Annotated in this window: 16 protein-coding genes; 2 read left to right on the plus strand and 14 right to left on the minus strand. The window is 71.1% G+C overall.

The window, feature by feature from the left end:
* Positions 1 to 8: 8 nt before the first annotated feature.
* From AB0M63_RS06605 to AB0M63_RS06635, 7 genes are all read right to left on the minus strand, one after another.
* Positions 9 to 518 carry an O-acetyl-ADP-ribose deacetylase gene (locus tag AB0M63_RS06605; RefSeq protein ID WP_366018630.1) on the minus strand — a complete coding sequence of 170 codons (510 nt, stop codon included), beginning with the start codon at positions 516 to 518 and terminating at the stop codon, positions 9 to 11.
* Positions 515 to 1,924: an NAD(P)/FAD-dependent oxidoreductase gene (locus AB0M63_RS06610; RefSeq protein WP_366018631.1), complete on the minus strand. Its 1,410-nt coding sequence runs from the start codon at positions 1,922 to 1,924 to the stop codon at positions 515 to 517. The genes AB0M63_RS06605 and AB0M63_RS06610 overlap by 4 nt, the downstream gene beginning before the upstream one ends.
* A gap of 110 nt (positions 1,925 to 2,034) precedes the next feature.
* Positions 2,035 to 2,877 (minus strand): inositol monophosphatase family protein, encoded by an 843-nt coding sequence (locus AB0M63_RS06615; RefSeq protein ID WP_366018632.1) that lies wholly within the window; start codon positions 2,875 to 2,877, stop codon positions 2,035 to 2,037.
* 87 nt (positions 2,878 to 2,964) lie between these two features.
* A complete protein-coding gene (locus AB0M63_RS06620) occupies positions 2,965 to 4,764 on the minus strand; it encodes a gamma-glutamyltransferase (protein WP_366018633.1) in 1,800 nt (599 codons plus the stop codon).
* Positions 4,765 to 4,812: 48 nt separating this feature from the next.
* Positions 4,813 to 5,628 carry a class I SAM-dependent methyltransferase gene (locus tag AB0M63_RS06625; protein WP_366018634.1) on the minus strand — a complete coding sequence of 272 codons (816 nt, stop codon included), beginning with the start codon at positions 5,626 to 5,628 and terminating at the stop codon, positions 4,813 to 4,815.
* Positions 5,625 to 6,332: a response regulator transcription factor gene (locus AB0M63_RS06630; protein WP_366018635.1), complete on the minus strand. Its 708-nt coding sequence runs from the start codon at positions 6,330 to 6,332 to the stop codon at positions 5,625 to 5,627. Before AB0M63_RS06630 ends, AB0M63_RS06625 begins: the two co-directional genes overlap by 4 nt.
* Entirely contained in the window at positions 6,329 to 7,444 is a 1,116-nt protein-coding gene (locus AB0M63_RS06635; RefSeq protein WP_366018636.1) for a sensor histidine kinase, read from the minus strand. The genes AB0M63_RS06630 and AB0M63_RS06635 overlap by 4 nt, the downstream gene beginning before the upstream one ends.
* 166 nt (positions 7,445 to 7,610) lie before the next feature.
* Here AB0M63_RS06635 and AB0M63_RS06640 point away from each other — a divergent pair, with 166 nt between their 5' ends.
* A complete protein-coding gene (locus AB0M63_RS06640; protein WP_366018637.1) occupies positions 7,611 to 8,606 on the plus strand; it encodes a carboxymuconolactone decarboxylase family protein in 996 nt (331 codons plus the stop codon).
* A gap of 163 nt (positions 8,607 to 8,769) precedes the next feature.
* A complete protein-coding gene (locus tag AB0M63_RS06645) occupies positions 8,770 to 9,441 on the plus strand; it encodes a hypothetical protein (protein ID WP_355906900.1) in 672 nt (223 codons plus the stop codon).
* A 48-nt stretch (positions 9,442 to 9,489) separates the two neighbouring features.
* Here the strand turns inward: AB0M63_RS06645 and AB0M63_RS06650 are convergent, their stop codons facing one another.
* The 7 genes from AB0M63_RS06650 to AB0M63_RS06680 form a co-directional block, all read right to left on the minus strand.
* Positions 9,490 to 11,022 carry an NCS1 family nucleobase:cation symporter-1 gene (locus AB0M63_RS06650; RefSeq protein ID WP_355906903.1) on the minus strand — a complete coding sequence of 511 codons (1,533 nt, stop codon included), beginning with the start codon at positions 11,020 to 11,022 and terminating at the stop codon, positions 9,490 to 9,492.
* Positions 11,023 to 11,151: 129 nt separating this feature from the next.
* On the minus strand, positions 11,152 to 12,171 hold the full coding sequence (locus AB0M63_RS06655; RefSeq protein WP_355906906.1) for a TIGR03842 family LLM class F420-dependent oxidoreductase: 1,020 nt from the start codon (positions 12,169 to 12,171) through the stop codon (positions 11,152 to 11,154).
* Positions 12,172 to 12,182: 11 nt separating this feature from the next.
* Positions 12,183 to 13,586, minus strand: a complete 1,404-nt coding sequence (hydA, locus tag AB0M63_RS06660) for a dihydropyrimidinase (RefSeq protein WP_366018638.1) — start codon at positions 13,584 to 13,586, stop codon at positions 12,183 to 12,185.
* Between the two features lie 31 nt (positions 13,587 to 13,617).
* Positions 13,618 to 14,460, minus strand: a complete 843-nt coding sequence (locus AB0M63_RS06665; RefSeq protein ID WP_355906912.1) for a nitrilase-related carbon-nitrogen hydrolase — start codon at positions 14,458 to 14,460, stop codon at positions 13,618 to 13,620.
* A gap of 155 nt (positions 14,461 to 14,615) precedes the next feature.
* Positions 14,616 to 16,178 (minus strand): PucR family transcriptional regulator ligand-binding domain-containing protein, encoded by a 1,563-nt coding sequence (locus tag AB0M63_RS06670; RefSeq protein ID WP_355906915.1) that lies wholly within the window; start codon positions 16,176 to 16,178, stop codon positions 14,616 to 14,618.
* A 24-nt stretch (positions 16,179 to 16,202) separates the two neighbouring features.
* Positions 16,203 to 17,492, minus strand: coding sequence for an aspartate aminotransferase family protein (locus AB0M63_RS06675; RefSeq protein WP_366018639.1), 1,290 nt, complete (start codon positions 17,490 to 17,492; stop codon positions 16,203 to 16,205).
* On the minus strand, positions 17,489 to 18,331 hold the full coding sequence (locus tag AB0M63_RS06680; protein ID WP_355906921.1) for a nitrilase-related carbon-nitrogen hydrolase: 843 nt from the start codon (positions 18,329 to 18,331) through the stop codon (positions 17,489 to 17,491). Before AB0M63_RS06680 ends, AB0M63_RS06675 begins: the two co-directional genes overlap by 4 nt.
* Positions 18,332 to 18,399 lie beyond the last annotated feature (68 nt).

Raw genomic sequence — 18,399 nt, forward strand, 5'->3', positions numbered from 1 at the left:
TCGCCGCGTCAGCCCACCCGCGCGGCGAACGCCTCGTACGCCGTCTCGTCGAAGAGCACGAACGTGACCTCCTCGACAGCCGACGGCGTGGCCCGCACCGTCTCGACGGCGATGCGGGCCGCGTCGTCCATCGGCCAGCCGTAGATCCCGGCGGAGACCGCGGGGAACGCGACCGTGCGGGCGCCGAGTTCGTCGGCGACGCGCAGGGACTCCCGGTAGCAGGAGGCGAGTTGCTCGGAGCGGTCCTCCTCACGGGAGTACACCGGGCCCACGGTGTGGATCACCCAGCGGGTGTCCAGTTCGCCCGCCGTCGTGGCGACCGCCTGGCCGGTGCGCAGGCCCTTGCCGTAGTGGGAGGCGCGGAGTTCTCGGCAGGCCTCCAGGATCGCGGGGCCGCCCCGGCGGTGGATCGCGCCGTCGACGCCTCCGCCGCCCAGGAGGGAGGAGTTGGCGGCGTTGACGATCGCGTCGGCGCGCTGGCGGGTGATGTCGCCGCGGACGAGGGTGATGGTGGTCATGACTGCCTCAGTCTTCGCCAGACGGCCTTCGCCGCGTTGTGTCCCGACATACCGTGCACTCCGGGGCCCGGCGGGGTCGCCGAGGAGCAGATGAAGACGGCGGGGTGCGGGGTGCCGTACGGGGTGAGGGAGAGCTTGGGGCGCAGGAGGGTCTGGAGGCCGGAGACCGCGCCGGTCGCGATGTCGCCGCCGACGTAGTTGGCGTTGCGGGCGGCGAGTTCGGGCGGGCCCGCGGTCGCGCGGGCGAGGACGCGGTCGCGGAATCCCGGTGCGAAGCGCTCCAGTTGGCGTTCCAGGGCGTCCGTGAGGTCGCCGGTCCAGCCGCTCGGGACATGGCCGTAGGCCCAGAAGACGTGTCGGCCGGCCGGGGCCCGGGTGGGGTCGACGACGCTGGGCTGCACGGTGATCATGAACGGCTTGTCGGGGGCGCGGTTCTCGCGCGACGCCGCGCGCAGGGCGTTGCCGATCTCCGTGCTGTCGGCGCCGATCTGTACGGTGCCGGCCCTGCGCGCCTCCTCGGCGGTCCAGGGCACCGGGCCGTCCAGGGCGTAGTCGATCTTGAAGACGCCTGGGCCGTAGCGGTAGTTCTCGTAGTAGTTGCCGAAGCCCGCGATCTTCGCCAGGGCGGTGGGCGAGGTGTCGAAGACGTAGGCGCGGGCCGGGGGGAGGTCGTCGAGCCGCTTGACCTCGTAGTCGGTGTGGATCTCGCCGCCGAGGTCCTTGAGGTAGGCGGCGAGGGCGTCCGAGATGGACTGGGAGCCGCCGCGGGCCAGCGGCCAGCCACGCGTGTGTGCCGCGAGAGCGAAGACCAGGCCGATCGCGCCGGTGGCGAAGCCGTTGAGAGGGGCCATGACATGGCCGACCAAGCCGGCGAACAGGGTCTTGGCGCGCTCGTCCCGGAAACGGCCGGTCAGCCAGGTCGACGGGGGCAGTCCGACCAGGCCGAAGCGGGCGAGGGTGACCGGGTCGCGGGGCAGGGAGGTGAGCGGCAGCGACATGAAGTCGCGGACCAGGGTGTCCCACTTGGGCAGGAAGGGCTCGACCAGCCTGCGGTACGCCCCCGCGTCGCGCGGCCCGAAGGAGGCGGCCGTCTCCGCCACCGAGCGTGACAGTACGGCCGCGCTGCCGTCGGTGAACGGATGCGCCATGGGCAGCTCGGCGTGCAGCCACTCCAGGCCGTAGCGCTCCAGGGGCAGGGCGCGGAACGCGGGCGAGCTGATGCCCAGCGGGTGCGCCGCCGCGCACGGGTCGTGCCGGAAGCCGGGGAGGGTCAGCTCCTCGGTGCGGGCGCCGCCGCCCACGGTGCCCCGCGCCTCGAACACGGCCACGGAGAAGCCGCGCCTGGCCAGCTCCACGGCAGCCGTCAGTCCGTTCGGCCCCGCACCCACCACGACCGCATCGAGCATCGACGGCACCTTCGGACCCCTTCGTCAACCGATGGCAAACTCGGTGTCAGGATATGCCGCGGGACCGACAACGCCGGGGCCAGCCCGCCCAGTGTGCGGAAGCCGTGACCCTACGACGCCCGCAGCAGCTCCATCACGCGCCGGGCCGTCCCTTCGTCCCGGGCCGCCGTGAACGGCAGCGCGTTGCCGCCCGTGATACGGAAGGGCTCGCCGGTGAGGGTGAGGTGGGCGCCGCCCGCCTCCTCGACGAGGAGCAGGCCCGCCGCGTGGTCCCAGGCGGCCTCCCAGGAGAAGGCCGTGGCGTCCAACTCGCCACGGGCGATGGCGAGATACTCCAGCCCGGCCGAGCCGCACGGGCGCGTGCGCACTCCGTCCGCCCACAGGCCGAGCAGAGCGCGCTTCTGCGCGTCCGTCGTGTAGTCGGGGTGCGAGGTGGCCACTTCCAGGTCCCGGCTCGGGTCCGGGCGGCCGGAGTGCAGCCGTACGCCGTCGAGGAAGGCGCCGCCGCCCTTCACCGCCGTGGCCAGTTGGTCGCGGGCGGGCGCGTACGTCCAGGACGCGAGGAGGACCCCCTGCCGGGCGAGCGCGACCAGCATGCAGAAGCCGGTCTCGCCGCGCACGAACTGGCGCGTCCCGTCGACCGGGTCGACGATCCAGACCGGGACATCGCCCTGTATCGCCTCGTACGTCTCCGGGTCGGCGTGCACCGCTTCCTCGCCGACGACGACGGAGCCGGGCAGGAGGGAGCCGAGCGCCTGGGTCAGATACCGCTCGGCATTGCGGTCGGCGTCCGTGACCAGGTCGTGCGGGCCGCTCTTCTGGTCGACCTCGTGCGCGGCGAGCCGCCGGAAGCGGGGCATGATCTCGGCCGCCGCCGCCTTGCGGATCGCCTCTTCGACGTCGGCCGTGTGCTGTACGAGAAACTCGTCGATGGTTTCGGTCTCTTCGATCATGTCTCCCATGAGAGCACGCGTCACTGACAATCCCCACCCGCCCGGTACACCCCGGGTGGATTCACCATGAACACCCGGGGGTCGGGATCAACGTCCCACGGCATACCCCTGCATGCCCCGAGGATTCGCCGCCGCCGAGAGGATCCCGGCCTCCGGGTCCCGGGCGACCGCGCACAGCCGCCCCTCCGACCAGGCATCCCCGACGGTCACGTCATGGCCGCGCCGCCGCAGTTCCTCCACCACCGCCGGGTCCGTGCGGGACTCGACGGTGACGCTGCCCGGGCGCATGCCGCGCGGGTAGAAGGAGCCGGGGAAGCTGTCGTTGTGCCAGTTCGGGGCATCGATCGCGCCCTGGAGGTCGAGGCCGCCGCGTGCCTTCGCGCGCGAGGCGACCGCCAGGAAGAAGTGCAGTTGCCACTGGTCCTGCTGGTCCCCGCCGGGCGTGCCGAACGCCAGGACCGGTATCCCGTCGCGCAGGGCGATCGACGGGGTGAGCGTGGTGCGCGGACGGCGGCCCGGGGTGAGGGAGTTGGGCAGCCCGGGCTCCAGCCAGGTCATCTGGAGCCGGGTGCCCAGGGGGAAACCCAGCTCGGGCACCACCGGGTTGGACTGCAGCCAGCCGCCGCTGGGCGTGGCCGCGATCATGTTGCCCCAGCGGTCGACGACATCGAGGTGGCAGGTGTCGCCCCGGGTGCCGCCGTCGGCGGCGACCCGCGCGACGGTCGGCTCCCCCGCGCCCATCGGGTCGAAGCCGGGCTCCTCGGACACCACCACGCGCGCGTGCTCGCACAGCCGCGGCGCCCGCCCTCCGGGGCTGCCCGGCCGCAGCTCGTACGAGGCCTTCGCGCCGATCAGCTCGCGCCGCGCCGCGTTGTAGTCCGCCGACAGCAGCGCCTCCAGCGGTACGGCGTCCGGGTCGGCGTCCCCGTACCAGGCCTCCCGGTCGGCCATCGCGAGCTTGCAGCCCTCGATCAGCAGATGGACGTAGTCGGCGGACCCGTAGGTTGGCAACTCGGGCGGGAGCAGAGCGAGTTGCTGGAGGAACACCGGGCCCTGGCTCCAGGGGCCGGCCTTGCAGAGGGTCCAGCCGTTCCAGTCGTAGGTCGCCGGTGCCTCGTAGGACGCGGACCAGGAGGCCAGGTCGGCGGCCGTGAGCGTGCCGGTGTGGCGCTCGCCGCTGGTGTCCATGGTGGGCCGCCCCGCCTGCCGTACGAGGGCCTCGGCGATGAACCCGGACCGCCACACCGCGCGGGCCGCCTCGATCTGGGCCTCCCGGTCCCCTGCCCCGGCGACCTCGGCCAGCAGCCGCTTCCAGGTGGCGGCGAGGGCGGGGTTGCGGAACAGCTCGCCGGGCCGGGGCGCCTTCCCGCCGGGCAGGTACACGTCCGCCGACGAGGTCCACTCCGTCTCGAACAGCTCCCGTACGGTCTCGACGGTCGCCCCGACGTTCTCCACGCACGCGTGCCCGTCCTCGGCGTACCCGATGGCGTACTTCAGGACGTCGACGAGGGACTTCGTGCCGTGGTCGCGGAGCAGCAGCAGCCAGGCGTCGAAGGCGCCGGGGACGGCCGCCGCGAGGGGTCCGGTACCGGGTACGAGATCCAGACCGAGTCCCCTGTAGTGGTCGATCGTCGCCCCGGCGGGCGCCACGCCCTGTCCGCACAGCACCCGCACCTCGCCGCCCGCGGGCGCCAGGAGGATGGGCACCTCACCGGCGGGTCCGTTGAGATGCGGTTCCACGACGTGCAGCACGAAGGCCCCGGCGACGGCGGCGTCGTACGCGTTGCCGCCGTCCTCCAGGACGGCCATCGCCGACTGCGAGGCCAGCCAGTGGGTGGAGGACACCATGCCGAAGGTGCCCTGGAGCGTGGGGCGGGTGGTGAACATACGGAAAATCTACAGAACGGCCCGATCGGCGGGACCCCGGCGTTCGAGTCAGGACTCGCGTCTGCCCGCGGTCAGCAGATGACCGCTCGTGCCGAGCAGCGTGGGCTCCGACTCGGTGCGCCTGATCGCCGCCAGGACGGCCTCGCGGCGCTCCGGGTCGTCCAGCCAGCCCTCGACTCCGCCCATCAGCCAGGCGACGCCTTCGAGGCCGTACTGGCCCTCGACGGTGAGGTCCGACTCCGTGAACTCCTCGGGGGCTTCGTGGGGTTGGGCGAAGTAGGCGGTCGTGAACGGTCCGTCGCCGCCGTTCCTTCCGTGGTCGCTGATCGCGTCGGTGTTCGCCCGCCGGACCGGGTCGAAGTACCACTCCTGCAGAAGCATGTCGTGCAGCCCGGCGAACCGGTTGATGGTCGCCGCGACCACCAGGCCGCCCGGTCGTACGACCCGCCGCGCCTCGCTCAACGCCCTCAGCCGGTCGGCCCGTTCGGGCAGGTGGTAGAGCGGGCCGAGCAGCAACACCACGTCGTACGAGGCGTCTTCCGCGACCAGCGCCCTGGCGTCCCCGGCCCGGACGGTGATCCCGGGCACGCGGGCCGCCTGTTCCAGGTGCAGCGGCACGGGGTCGACCAGATCGACCTCGTAGCCGTCCCCCGCCAGCCACTCCGCGTGGATCCCGCTGCCGCCGCCGACGTCCAGCACCTTCGCGGGGGCCGTCGGCAGCAGTCGCCGCAGCACGTCCTGGGTGCGCCACAACTCCAGCCGGTTGGAGCCCCGTCTGAGGCGGCCGTCCTCCTCGCCGCGGGCGTAGTAGGCGAGGATCTCCTCGCGGACGGCCGGGTCCTGCGCGTGTGTCGTCTCGGTCATCGCCCCAGAGTGCGATCCGGCGCGTCCGCCTCGCAACGGGATTCCGGCGCGCGTGCCGTCACCAGCCCCGACTCGTAGGCGAACACGACGAGTTGGGCCCGGTCCCGGGCCGCGAGCTTGGTCATCGCCCGGCTGATGTGGGTCTTCGCCGTGAACGGGCTGATGACCATGTGGGCGGCGATCTCCTCGTTGGTGAGACCGCGCGCGGCCAGGGCGGTGACCTCGCGTTCGCGGCGGGTGAGGTGTTCCAGACCGGGGGGTGTGGCGCGGTCCGGGGGCCGGGAGACGAACTCGCCGATGAGGGTGCGCGTGATGGACGGGGAGAGCAGTGCCTCGCCGCCGGCGACGATCTCGATCGCCTGGAGCAGGTCCGCCGGGTCGGTGTCCTTGAGGAGGAACCCGCTGGCGCCCGCGCGCAGCGCTTCGAAGACGTACTCGTCCAGGCCGTAGTTGGTGAGGATGACGACCCGGACGTCGGCGAGGGCCGGGTCGGCGGCGATGCGGCGGGTGGCCTCGATGCCGGTCATCACGGGCATCTGTACGTCGATCAGCGCGATGTCGGGAAGCTGGGCGCGGACGAGGGCCACGCCCTCTTCGCCGTTCGCCGCCTCGCCGACCACCTCGATGCCGTCCTCGGCGTCGAGGAGGGCGCGGAAGCCCGCCCGCATCAGCGCCTGGTCGTCGACGACCGCGACCCGGATCATCCCGCCTCACCCAGGGGCAGTTCGGCCCGTACCGAGAAGCCGCCCTCCGCGCGCGGGGCGGTGTGCAGGGTGCCGCCCAACGCCGCGACGCGCTCCCGCATGCCGGTGAGGCCGATGCCCGGGGTGGGCGGGCAGTCGGGGTCGGCCGCTCCGTCGTCCTCCACCCGTATCGTCAAGTCCCCCTCGCCGTAGTCGAGTCGGACGCTGACCTTCGCGGGGCCCGCGTGCCGGGCCGCGTTGGTGAGGGCCTCCTGGACGATGCGGTACACCGCGCGGTCGACCGTCGCCGCGAGGGGGCGCTCCGAGCCGGTCACCGCGAGTTCGACGGCGAGGCCCGCCGCGCAGGCCCGCTCGACGAGCAGGGCGGGGCTGCCGGTGGGCTCCTCGGTGGTGCGCAGGACCTCCAGGGTGGCCCGCAGTTCGCGCATCGCCTCGCCGCCCGCCTCCTGGATGGCGAGCAGCGCGGGCGGCACCTCCTCGCCGCGCTTGCGGGCGAGATGGACGGCGACGCCCGCCTGGAGCTTGACGATCGAGATGCTGTGGGTGAGGGAGTCGTGCAACTCCCGGGCTATGCGCAGGCGTTCCTCGCCCGCGCGGCGCAACGCGGCCTCCTCCCGGGTGCGTTCGGCCTCCAGGGCGCGCTGTTCGGTCTGGCGCAGATACGCCCGCCAGTTGCGGTCGGCGAGGCCGGTGACCACCGCGCACAGGAACCAGCCGGTGATGAGCGCGGTGCGCTCGACCACCTGCTGGGTCGTCGGCCCCGTGGCGAAGTAGGCCACCAGGAACAGCCCGCCTGCCCCGGCCGCCCAGGCTCGATGTCCCGCGCGGGCCGCCGTGTGCATGGCGACGAGGACGGGCAGCCCGGCGACCGGACCGGGGTGGGCGTGCAGCACGTAGACCGCCTGCGCCGCCGTGGCCACGGCGAGGACCGCCTTCGGAGCCGTCTGGTAGAACGCCAGGGCCGCCGACGCGAGGGCCATGACCACGTAGTCGACGGCGGTCGTGTCCGGGTCGAAGGCGGCGACGGTCATGACGAGGGCGCCGATCACGACCGCGAGGGACGCGTCGACCAGGCGCCTGCGTGGGGTCACATCGACCGGGTACCCGCTCATGTCCGCACAGTAGACCGCCGCGCCGACCTCGGCGTCAGCCCTGTGGACAACTCCTGGACTACTCCCCACGCAGTACTTCCCGGAGCCGACCGGGCCCCCCGACGCAGCCTCAACTCCCTTCGGCCGTACGACGACCGGAGGCACCCGCACGGCGCACGCTGCTGCCATGCCCACACCCTTCCGTCACACCCTGCCGCCGTCGCCGAAGTCGGCCACCGGCCGCACCGCCGAGGTCTTCGAGCAGATCGCCGTCGACTTCGGGATCGAACGGCCCCCGACCTTCGTGGTCCTGTCGTCCGTGCCCGAACTCCTCGCCCCCGCCTGGGCGTTGATGCGCGAGTCACTGATCGCGGGCAATGGCTCCCGCACCGGCAAGGAGCTGGCCGCCCTCGGTGTCTCGCTCGCCAACAAGTGTCCGTTCTGCGCGGACGCGCACACCGTCCTGCTGCACGCGACCGGCGACCACGCCCTCGCCGAGCACCTGGCACGCGGCGGCACCCCGCGGAACGAGGAGCACGCGCGCGTGCTCGACTGGGGCCACCGCACCCGGATCCCCGGCGCGGCCCTGACCCCGTACCCGTTCCCGCGCGAGCAGGCGCCGGCCTACCTGGGCACCGTCCTCGCCTTCCACTTCATCAACCGCGTCGTGTCGGCCCTGCTGACCGAACAGCTCCTCCCGGGCAACGCCCAGCGCTTCCGGGCCGTACGGAGCCTCGCGGGCCGCAGCGTCGCCCGCACCGTGCGCCGTAGCGCCGTACCGGGAGCGGCCCTTGTGCTGCTCGACGCGCCGGGACCCGGCCCGGACTGGGCTGCCGGAACCCCCGTGGGCCCGGCCTACGACGCCCTGCGCACGGCCGCGCTCGCGGGCGCGGCCCTGCTCGACGAGGATGACCGCACCCTCGTACGGGAGACGCTGTGGGCCTGGGACGGATCACATCCGCCGGTCGTCCTGCGCGGTTTCCCGAGCCGGCGGGAGCGGCCCGCCGCGCGGCTGGCGGTGCTGGCCGCGCTCGCGCCGTACCGGATCACCGACGAAGATGTGGCCGCCTGGCGCGGGCCCGGGGACACCGACGCGGGGCTGGTGCGGCTGATCGCGTACGGGGCGTTCGCCGCCGTCGAACGGATCGAGACGACGATGCGCGTGCCCGCCGCGCGGACCTGAGTCGCGGACATAAAGGGACACACAACGCATCGACAACCAGGCACTGTCACCGCACAGGCACGGAGCGAGTTCAGGCTTCCGCCTCACAGGGAGTCATGTGACACTGGCGTCCCCGTCCGCAGTGCGGACCCGCTCCGCACCCGTCCCCCACGAGAAGTGCGACTTGCGTTCTCTTCCTCTGCCGCTCGCTCTCACCGCCCGTCTGTCGCCGGTCGTCGTGCTCGCCGCGATGGGCTGGGCCCTGACGTCCGGCCCGTTCGCCGCGACGACGACCGCCGACCACAGATCGGCGTCCGGGAGCGAGGCCTCGCCCGAGGCGTCGGCCCCGACCGCGACGGCCGCCGTCAAGGCGTACTCCACCTCGCCCGCCCCGTGCGGGAGTGTGACGGTGGCGACGATCAAGTCGCTGGTGCCGGGCGCGAAGACGGCCGGCAAGGAGATCCCGTCGACGGACACGAAGGTGCGCCGCACCTGCTCGTGGAACGCGCTCAAGGGGTACGACTACCGCTGGCTCGACGTGTCGTACGAGATCACGGAGTCGACCGCGGCGGCACAGAAGTCGTACTCGGAGACCGTCACGGAGAAGAGCGGCGGCGGTGAGGTCCCCGGGCTCGGCGACTCCGCCTACTCCATCGTGAACCTCACCACGGAGGACAAGCAGCAGACCCGTGAGGGCACGGTCGTAGTCCGCGCGGGCAACGCGCTGGTGACCATCACGTACAACGGCAGCGACTTCGAGAACAAGAAGGCGCCGAGCACCGACGTCATCAACAAGGGCGCGATCAAGGCCGCCAAGGAAGCGGTGACCGCCCTGGAGGGCGGCAAGGCCAGCTAGTACGCCGGCCCGACCGCCCTCCCAGGAGTACTACTACGACCAGCAGTCCTACGACTCGACCGGCGCCGGCTCCTTCCGGGTCAGCAGGGTCAGTGTCACGTAGAGGACCATCGAGGTGCCCAGGCCCACCGCCCAGCCGTAGTCGGCGAGGGAGGACAGGGCCGGGATGGGACGGCCGTCGATCAGCGGGTGGAAGTCGGCGCCGCCGACGGCGAGTACACCACCCGCCAGGAACGCCACGACGGCCCGCCAGTTCCAGCCGCCGTCGTACCAGTAGCGCCCGCCCGCGCGGTACAGGTCGACGAGGTCGAGCTTGCCGCGGCGCAGGATCCAGTAGTCGGCGATGAGGATGCCGGCGACCGTGCCCAGCAGACCGCCGACCAGGCCGAGCCAGGTGAAGATGTAGCCCTGCGGGTCGGAGTACAGCTTCCACGGGAAGATCAGCACCGCGAGGACACTGGTGATGAGGGAGCCGGTGCGGAAACTGATCTTCCGGGGCGCGATGTTGGAGAAGTCGAAGGCGGGCGAGACCAGGTTGGCCGCGATGTTCACGGACAGGGTCGCCACCAGGACGGTCACCAGCGCGTAGAGCAGTCCGACCACGTTGTCCGTCTTGGCGGCCAACTGCACCGGGTCCCAGATCGCCGTGCCGTACACCGCCTGCGAACCGGAGGTGACCAGCACCGACAGGAACGCGAACAGGGTCATCGTGGTCGGCAGACCGAGGGCCTGGCCCCACATCTGGGCCTTCTGGCTCTTGCCGTAGCGGGTGAAGTCCGGGATGTTCAGCGACAGCGTGGACCAGAAGCCGATCATGCCCATCAGCGAAGGCCAGAAGAGCTTCCAGAAGCTGCCGCCCCAGCCGAGCTTGGAGGGCTGGTCGAAGAGCGGGCCGAAGCCGCCGGCCTTGCTGCTCATCCACCACAGCATCACGAGCGCGCCGACGATCACGAAGGGCGCCGCCCAGTTCTCGAAGCGGCGGATCGTCTCCATACCCCGGTAGATGATGGCCACTTGGAGCACCCAGAACAGCGCGAACGACAGCCACATCGTCCAGGCGTACCCGCCGATGTGCGAGGCGCCCGCCCAACTGTCCCCGATCAGCTTGCCGGCGAGGAAGTAGATCGCCTCACCGCCGATCCAGGTCTGGATGCCGAACCAGCCGCAGGCCACCAACGCCCGTACGACAGCGGGGAGGTTGGCGCCGCGCACGCCGAAGGAGGCGCGGGCGAAGACCGGGAAGGGGATGCCGTACTTCGGCCCCGCGTGCCCGGTGAGCAGCATGGGCACCAGCACGATCAGGTTGGCCAGGGCGATGGTGAACACCGCCTGTTTCCAGTCCATGCCCACGGCGATGAGCCCCGAAGCCAGCGTCCAGGAGGCCGTGTTGTGGGCCATGCCGACCCACAGTGCGGAGAAGTTGTACGTGGTCCAGGTGCGCTTCTCGACGGGAACCGGCAGCAGATCGTCGTTGGCGTACGGCCCGCTGGGCTGCGGGGATCCGGGGGCAATCTCCACCCGCCCGTCGGCGAGGGTGACTTGAGCGGTCGGCTCTATGGCCGTGGGAGCGGTGTCGGTCATGGGCAGGCCAATCAATGAGGTGGGTCCGGAAAGGCCGTGCGGGGGTCTCCGGCCCCCCTCCCCAGGACGGTGGGGAGGGGGAGAACTGGAGTGGGGGGACGGGGAGTTGAGCGGGTTCTCTGCTTCGGCTCAGGCGTTGACGGCCGGGATGACCGTCGCGCCGTAGGCGTCGATCGTGGCCTCCTGCGCGTCGTGCATGTCGTAGACGGCGAACTGGTCGACGCCCAACTCGCGGAGGGCATTGAGCTTTTCGATCTGCTTCTCGGCCGATCCGATGATGCAGAACCGGTCCACGATCTCGTCGGGGACGAAGGCCGTGTCGGGATTGTCGGCGCGACCGTGGTGCGAATAGTCGTACCCCTCACGGGCCTTGATGTAGTCCGTGAGTTCGTCGGGTACGGCGGCGGAGTGCTCGCCGTACTTGGAGACGAGGTCGGCGACGTGGTTGCCGACCATGCCGCCGAACCAGCGGCACTGGTCGCGCGCGTGGGCGAGCGCCTCGGGTGAGTCGTCCTCGGTGACATAGGCCGGGGCGGCGACACAGATCTTGACCTCGGAGGGGTCGCGTCCGGCGGCGACGGCCGCGTCCTTCACCGCCTTGACCATGTACTCGGTGAGGTAGAGGTCCGAGAGCTGGAGGATGAAGCCGTCGGCCTCCTCGCCGGTCATCTTCAGCGCCTTGGGGCCGTACGCGGCCATCCAGACCGGGAGTTGGGCGTCCTCCTTGGCCCAGGGGAACCTGATGACCGTGCCGCCGAGATCCGCCTCCTGGCCGGAGCCGAGCGCCCTGATGACCTTCATGGCCTCGCTGATCCGGGCCAGTGTGTTCGGGGCACGGCCGGCGACGCGCATCGCGGAGTCGCCGCGGCCGATGCCGCAGACCGTGCGGTTGCCGAACATGTCGTTCAGGGTGGCGAAGGTGGAGGCGGTGACCTCCCAGGTGCGGGTGCCCGGGTTGGTGACCATCGGGCCGACCGTCAACTTGCTGGTGTTGGCCAGGATCTGACTGTAGATCACGAACGGCTCCTGCCACAGCACGGCGGAGTCGAAGGTCCAGCCGTAGGTGAAGCCGTTGCGCTCGGCGCGCTTCATCAGGCTGATGACGCGGGAGGCGGGGGGATCTGTCTGCAGGACGAGTCCGAAGTCCATGGGCGCCGCTCCTAGTTGAGGTACTGGCTGGTGGAACGCGGGGTGTAGACGCCGTGGCCCGCGTGCCCGGTGTACTCCCGCTCGGTGATGACGAGTTCGCCGCGCGAGAGCACCGTCTCGACGCGGCCGGTCAGGCGCTTGCCCTCGTACGCCGAGTAGTCGACGTTCATGTGGTGGGTCTCGGCGGAGACGGTCTGCTCGGCGTGCGGGTCGTAGATGACGACGTCGGCGTCGGCGCCCGGGGCGATGGTGCCCTTCTTCGGGTAGAGGCCGAACATCCGCGCCGGGGAGGCGCAGGCGATCTCGATCCAGCGGCGGCGGCTGATGTGGCCGTCCACGACGCCCTGGTGGAGCAGGTCCATGCGGTTCTCGACGCCGGGCATGCCGTTCGGGATCTTCGAGAAGTCGCCCCGGCCCAGCTCCTTCTGGCCCACGAAGCAGAAGGGGCAGTGGTCGGTGGAGACCACCTGGAGGTCGTTGGTGCGCAGGCCCTGCCACAGCTTGGCCTGGTGGTCCTTGGGTCGGAGGGGCGTGCTGCACACGTACTTGGCGCCCTCGAAGTCGGGCTCGGCGAGGTTGTCGGTGGAGAGGAACAGGTACTGCGGACAGGTCTCGCCGAAGACGGGCAGCCCCTCGTCGCGCGCCCGGGCCAGTTCGGCGACGGCCTCCATCGCGGAGACGTGGACGACGTAGAGCGGGGCGCCGGCGACCTGCGCGAGCTTGATGGCGCGGTGGGTGGCCTCGGCTTCGAGGAGGGCCTTGCGGACCTCGCCGTGGTAGCGGGGGTCGGTCTCGCCGCGGGCCAGCGCCTGCTCGACCAGCACGTCGATCGCGATGCCGTTCTCGGCGTGCATCATGATCAACCCGCCGTTGTCGGCGGCGCGTTGCATGGCGCGCAGGATCTGGCCGTCGTCGGAGTAGAAGACGCCGGGGTAGGCCATGAACTGCTTGAAGGAGGTGACGCCCTCCTCCACCAGCAGGTCCATCTCCTTGAGGGTGTCCTCGTTGACGTCGGAGACGATCATGTGGAAGCCGTAGTCGATGGCGCAGTTGCCCTCGGCCTTGGCGTGCCAGGCGTCGAGGCCCTCGCGCAGGGCGCCGCCGACGCTCTGGATGGCGAAGTCGACGATGGTGGTCGTACCGCCCCAGGCGGCGGCCCGGGTGCCGGTCTCGAAGGTGTCGGCGGCCTTGGTGCCGCCGAACGGCATCTCCATGTGGGTGTGGCCGTCGACCCCACCCGGGATGACGTACTTCCCGGTGGCGTCGATGACCCGCTCGGCGGTCCATGCCTCGGCGGCGGAGGTGCCGGAGGCGGCGAGGGCGGCGATACGGCCGTCCTCGATCAGGACGTCGGCGTGGATCTCGTCGGACGCGGTGATGACGAGGCCGCCTCGGATGACGGTACGACTGCTCATACTCCCTCTCCTGCCAGGGTGATGGGTTCGGTCAGGGTGCGGTCAGCGGGCCGTAGGCGTCGGGGCGGCGGTCCCGGTAGAACTGCCAGCGGTCGCGGACTTCGCGGAGTTTCGCCAGGTCCAGGTCGCGGACGACCAGTTCGGTCTCCTTGTCGCTCGCCACCTCCCCGACGAACTGGGCCTCCGGGTCGACGAAGTAGGTCGTCCCGTAGAAGTCGTTGTCGCCCAGCTCCTCGACACCGACCCGGTTGATGGCGCCGACGAAGTACTCGTTGGCGGCGGCGGCCGCGGGCTGCTCCAACTGCCACAGGTAGGCCGACAGTCCGCGTGAGGTCGCCGACGGGTTGAAGACGATCTCGGCTCCCGCGAGACCCAACGCCCGCCAGCCCTCCGGGAAGTGCCGGTCGTAGCAGATGTAGACACCGATCTTCCCGACCTTGGTGTCGAAGACCGGCCAGCCGCTGTTGCCGGGGCGGAAGTAGAACTTCTCCCAGAATCCCGGCACTTGGGGAATGTGGTGCTTGCGGTACTTGCCGAGGTACGAGCCGTCGGCGTCGATCACGGCGGCCGTGTTGTAGAGGACGCCGGGCTGCTCCTCCTCGTACATCGGCAGGATCAGGACGATGCCGTGCTCCTTGGCGAGCGCCTGGAAGCGCTTGACGATCGGGCCGTCCGGGATCGCCTCGGCGTACTCGTAGAACGCCTTGTCCTGGACCTGGCAGAAGTACGGCCCGTAGAACAGCTCCTGGAAGCACAGGACTTGAGCACCCTGCGCAGCCGCGTCGCGGACCGCCTGCTCGTGTACCTGGATCATCGACTCCTTGTCGCCCGTCCACGCTGTCTGGAACAGGGCGGCACGAATCACGGTGCTCATCGGGACCTCCGGTCGCTAGGTGTGCGAGGAGCCTAGGAAGTCCGGAACTGGTCTTTGAGTTGCACGGTGTCACGTCTGCGGGGGCTCGGCGTTCCACCGTGTCACCCTGTCGTGGGCGCATGTTTCACCGCCGTTTTCGCAGGTAGTCCCATGTTTCACCCCTGTTGCGCGTCGTGCGCGAGGAGCGCGATGTGCACCGAGGCGGCCTGCTCGAAGTCGTCGAGGTCCACGCCTAGCCGACCCTCTATGGCCTCCAGCCGGCGGTACAGCGCGGGCCGCGAGACATGGTGGAGCTGGGCGGTGCGCGACTTGTTGCGGCCGGTGGCGAGATAGGTCCGCAGTACGGCGAGCAGGTCCTCGTCGGCCGCGCACAGCAGCCCGTCCAACTCCCGTTCGGCGAAGGACTGCACCTGCGGGTCGTCCCTCAACAGCCGGATCAGGCCGCGCAGATGGACGTCCTTGAGGCGTACGACGGCCGGCAGGTCGAGGGCGTCGCTGGAGTCGGCCACGGCGTCGGCGACATGCTGTGCCTCGCGCAGCCCGGCGGGCACGTCGTCCCACACCGTGCGTGGACCGGCGGCGGCCACCACCGCCTTCAACGCCCCGGACTCGGTGCGCAGCCGGCTCGCGAAGTGCGCGGCGAGGGCGTCCGCGTCCTGGTCCCGGGGCAGGCTGAGCAGCACGGCGGTGGCGCCGTCGGCCAGTTCCGCGACGAGTCCGGACAGGCCCAACAGCCGTAGCATGCGGTCGAGTTGGGCCGCGTCTCCGTCGCGTACGACCATCGGCACGAAGGTGCGGCGGTTGACCGGGAGGCCGGCCGCGCGGGCGCGGGGCAGCAGGTGGCGGGCCGGTACGACGCCGCTCACCAGATCGGTCAGCAGGCTCTGTGCGGACTGTTCCTCCCAGGTGTGGGCGGAGCCGCCGAGCATGCGGTGCAGGACGAGGGCCTCGGCGGCGCGGTCGGCGAGGAGGCGCCCGGTGGCGGTGTCGCCGCGGTGGCCGCACAGCATGATCTCGCCCCATCGCTCGCCGCGTCCGCCCAGTTCGGCGCGGATCCAGCCGTCGCCCTCGCTGCCGCCGGCCTGCCGGGCGATGCGCTCCCAGTCGCGCAGCACGTCGTCGACGGCGGACCGCTCCCCCGCCGTGGCGAGCACGCGATGGGCGAGGTTGGTGACGACCACGGGGCAGGCGCTGTGCGTGGCGACCTCGTCGAGCAGGTGTTGCAGCGGGGCACCGCCGGTGATGAGTCCGGTGAGCGCGGTCCGTACCGCCTCGGAGAGGCTGACGGCGGCGAACTTCCGCCGTACCAGCCGGGATTGGACCTCCTCGGTCAACTCGGCGAAGGGGAAGGGACGGTGGAGCACCACCATGGGCAGCCCGCAGCGCTCGGCCGCGCGGCGCATCACGTCCGGCGGGGCGGGGAAGGCGCGGCCGAGTCCGAGGACGACGGCGGAGGCTTCCGCGCGGTGCAGGGACTGGATGTACTCGGCCTGGGCGCCCTCGTCACCGGCGAGCAGGACGCCGGTGGTGAGGACCATCTCGCCACCGGTGAGCATCACGCCGACGTCGGCGGCCTCGGCGACATGCACCCAGCGCACGGGCCGGTCGAGCTGGCTCGCGCCGGCCACCACCTCGGGCTCCCCGGCCAGGACCCGTTCCAGGCCGAGGACCTGACGGACCGACAGGGCGGGCTCCAAGGTGTCCAGGGTGGTGGCCATCGCGTGTTTCCCTTGCTCGTGCTGCTACGACTGCGTGCTCCGCAGCGCCTGTTCGAGGATGGCGGCGCCCTCTTCGGCCTCCGCGACGGTGAGGGACAGCGGCGGGGCGATGCGCAGCACGCTGGTGTTGTGCCCGCCGCCCTTGCCGAGCAGCAGCCCGCCCTCGCGGGCCGCTTCGAGGACGGCGGAGGCGGCCTGCGGATCGGCCTCGTCGGTGCCCGGTTTCACCAGCTCGACGCCGATCATCAGCCCGCGCCCGCGCACTTCCCGTACGCCGGGATGCTGGGCGGCGACGGCCCGCAGCCGCTCGATGAGGAGGCCGCCGACGCGCCGGGCGTTGCCCTGGAGGTCGTGCTCCAGCAGATAGGCGAGGTTGGCGAGGCCCGCCGCCATGGTGATCTGGGTGCCGCCGAAGGTCGAAATGCTGTTGGAGTCGAGGCAGTTCATGATGTCGGCGCGGGCGACGACCCCGCCGATCGAGCTGCCGTTGCCGATGCCCTTGGCGAAGGTGAGGATGTCCGGCGGACCGTTCTCGGCGTGCGCCTGCCAGCCCCAGAAGTGGTCGCCGGTGCGGCCCCAGCCGGTCTGCACCTCGTCGGCGATCCACAACATGCCGTGCTCGGCGAGGACTTCGCGGAAGGCGGCGTACAGGCCGTCGGGCGGGGAGGTGAACCCGCCGACGCCCTGGACCGGTTCGGCGATCAGCGCGGCGGGCGGGCGGACGTGACCGAGCAGGTCCTTGAGGTCGTCCACGCAGGCGGCGATGAACTCGGCGTCGTTCAGGTGCGCGTAGGGTCCGCGCGTCCGGACGCCCCCGTGGACGTAGAGCGTCTGGAGCGGGGAGAGCGAGGTCGGGGACCAGCCGCTGTTGCCGGTGATGCCGACCGAGCTGAAGGAGCGGCCGTGGTAGCTGTTGCGCATGGCCAGGATCTGGTTGCTGCGCCGGTACGACGTCGCGAGCAGCAGGGCGGTGTCGTTGGCCTCGGTGCCCGAGGTGGTGAAGAAGACGCGGGCGTCCGGGATGCCCGACAACTGGGCGACGCGCTCGGCGAGTTCGACCATCGGCCGGTTGAGGTAGAGCGTGGAGGAGTGGATGATCCGCCCGGCCTGCTCGCTCACCGCCTTGGTGACCTCGGGGAGCGCGTGCGCGGTCATGGTGGTGAGGATGCCGCCGAAGAAGTCGAGGTACCTGTTGCCCTCGGCGTCCCAGACGTGCCGCCCCTCGCCATGGGTGATTTCGAGCGGGTCCTCGTAGTAGAGGGCGAGCCAGTCCGGGAGCACGGCCTTGTGGCGTCCCAGCAGGTCCTTGGTCACGGCTGTACCAGCCCTTCGTAGGCGTCGGGGCGGCGGTCGCGGTAGAAGGCCCACTGCTGCCGCACTTCTTCGATGAGCCCGAAGTCGAGGTCGCGGACGACGAGTTCCTCGTCCTTGTCACTGGCGACCTCGCCGACGAACTGGCCGCGCGGGTTGACGAAGTACGAGGTGCCGTAGAAGTCGTTGTCCCCGTACTCCTCCTGTCCCACCCGGTTGATGGCGGCGATGAAGTACTCGTTGGCGACGGCGGCCGCCGGCTGCTCCAACTGCCAGAGGTAGCCGGAGAGTCCGCGCGAGGTCGCCGACGGGTTGTAGACCAACTGGGCGCCGTTGAGGCCGAGTTGGCGCCAGCCCTCGGGGAAGTGGCGGTCGTAGCAGATGTAGACGCCGACCTTGCCGACGGCGGTGTCGAAGACGGGCCAGCCCGCGTTGCCCGGCTTGAAGTAGTACTTCTCCCAGAAGCCCTTGACCTGGGGGATGTGATGCTTGCGGTACTTGCCGAGGAAGGTGCCGTCGGCGTCGATCACAGCCGCGGTGTTGTAGTAGAAGCCCTCCTGCTCGATCTCGAAGACCGGGACCACGATCACCATGCCGGTCTCGCGCGCGAGCTGTTGCATACGACGCACGGTCGGTCCGTCGGGCACCGGCTCGGCCCAGTCGTAGTGCTCGGGTTCCTGGACCTGACAGAAGTAGGGGGCGTTGAACACTTCCTGGAACCCGATGACCTTGGCGCCCTGCCGGGCCGCCTCGCGGGCGTGTTCCTCGTGTTTCGCCACCATGGACTCGGTGTCGCCGGTCCAGGTGGCCTGGACCAGTGCGGCGCGTACGACGTTGGGCATGAGCTGCTCCTTCGACGGGACGTCAGAGCCTCTACGCCCGTAGACAAAGGTCGTAGAGGCTCGAACGT

The sequence above is a fragment of the Streptomyces sp. NPDC051576 genome (assembly GCF_040681835.1).
In the GTDB taxonomy this organism is placed as follows: Bacteria; Actinomycetota; Actinomycetes; order Streptomycetales; family Streptomycetaceae; genus Streptomyces.

Excerpts from the sequence above, each read along its gene's own strand:
- AB0M63_RS06605 (WP_366018630.1), bottom strand. The coding sequence starts at position 518 with ATGACCACCATCACCCTCGTCCGCGGCGACATCACCCGCCAGCGCGCC.
- AB0M63_RS06640 (WP_366018637.1), top strand. The coding sequence starts at position 7,611 with ATGCCCACACCCTTCCGTCACACCCTGCCGCCGTCGCCGAAGTCGGCC.
- AB0M63_RS06650 (WP_355906903.1), bottom strand. The coding sequence starts at position 11,022 with ATGACCGACACCGCTCCCACGGCCATAGAGCCGACCGCTCAAGTCACC.
- AB0M63_RS06630 (WP_366018635.1), bottom strand. The coding sequence starts at position 6,332 with ATGATCCGGGTCGCGGTCGTCGACGACCAGGCGCTGATGCGGGCGGGC.
- AB0M63_RS06625 (WP_366018634.1), bottom strand. The coding sequence starts at position 5,628 with ATGACCGAGACGACACACGCGCAGGACCCGGCCGTCCGCGAGGAGATC.
- AB0M63_RS06665 (WP_355906912.1), bottom strand. The coding sequence starts at position 14,460 with ATGAGCACCGTGATTCGTGCCGCCCTGTTCCAGACAGCGTGGACGGGC.
- hydA (WP_366018638.1), bottom strand. The coding sequence starts at position 13,586 with ATGAGCAGTCGTACCGTCATCCGAGGCGGCCTCGTCATCACCGCGTCC.
- AB0M63_RS06635 (WP_366018636.1), bottom strand. The coding sequence starts at position 7,444 with ATGAGCGGGTACCCGGTCGATGTGACCCCACGCAGGCGCCTGGTCGAC.
- AB0M63_RS06655 (WP_355906906.1), bottom strand. The coding sequence starts at position 12,171 with ATGGACTTCGGACTCGTCCTGCAGACAGATCCCCCCGCCTCCCGCGTC.
- AB0M63_RS06680 (WP_355906921.1), bottom strand. The coding sequence starts at position 18,331 with ATGCCCAACGTCGTACGCGCCGCACTGGTCCAGGCCACCTGGACCGGC.
- AB0M63_RS06670 (WP_355906915.1), bottom strand. The coding sequence starts at position 16,178 with ATGGCCACCACCCTGGACACCTTGGAGCCCGCCCTGTCGGTCCGTCAG.
- AB0M63_RS06615 (WP_366018632.1), bottom strand. The coding sequence starts at position 2,877 with ATGATCGAAGAGACCGAAACCATCGACGAGTTTCTCGTACAGCACACG.
- AB0M63_RS06620 (WP_366018633.1), bottom strand. The coding sequence starts at position 4,764 with ATGTTCACCACCCGCCCCACGCTCCAGGGCACCTTCGGCATGGTGTCC.
- AB0M63_RS06610 (WP_366018631.1), bottom strand. The coding sequence starts at position 1,924 with ATGCTCGATGCGGTCGTGGTGGGTGCGGGGCCGAACGGACTGACGGCT.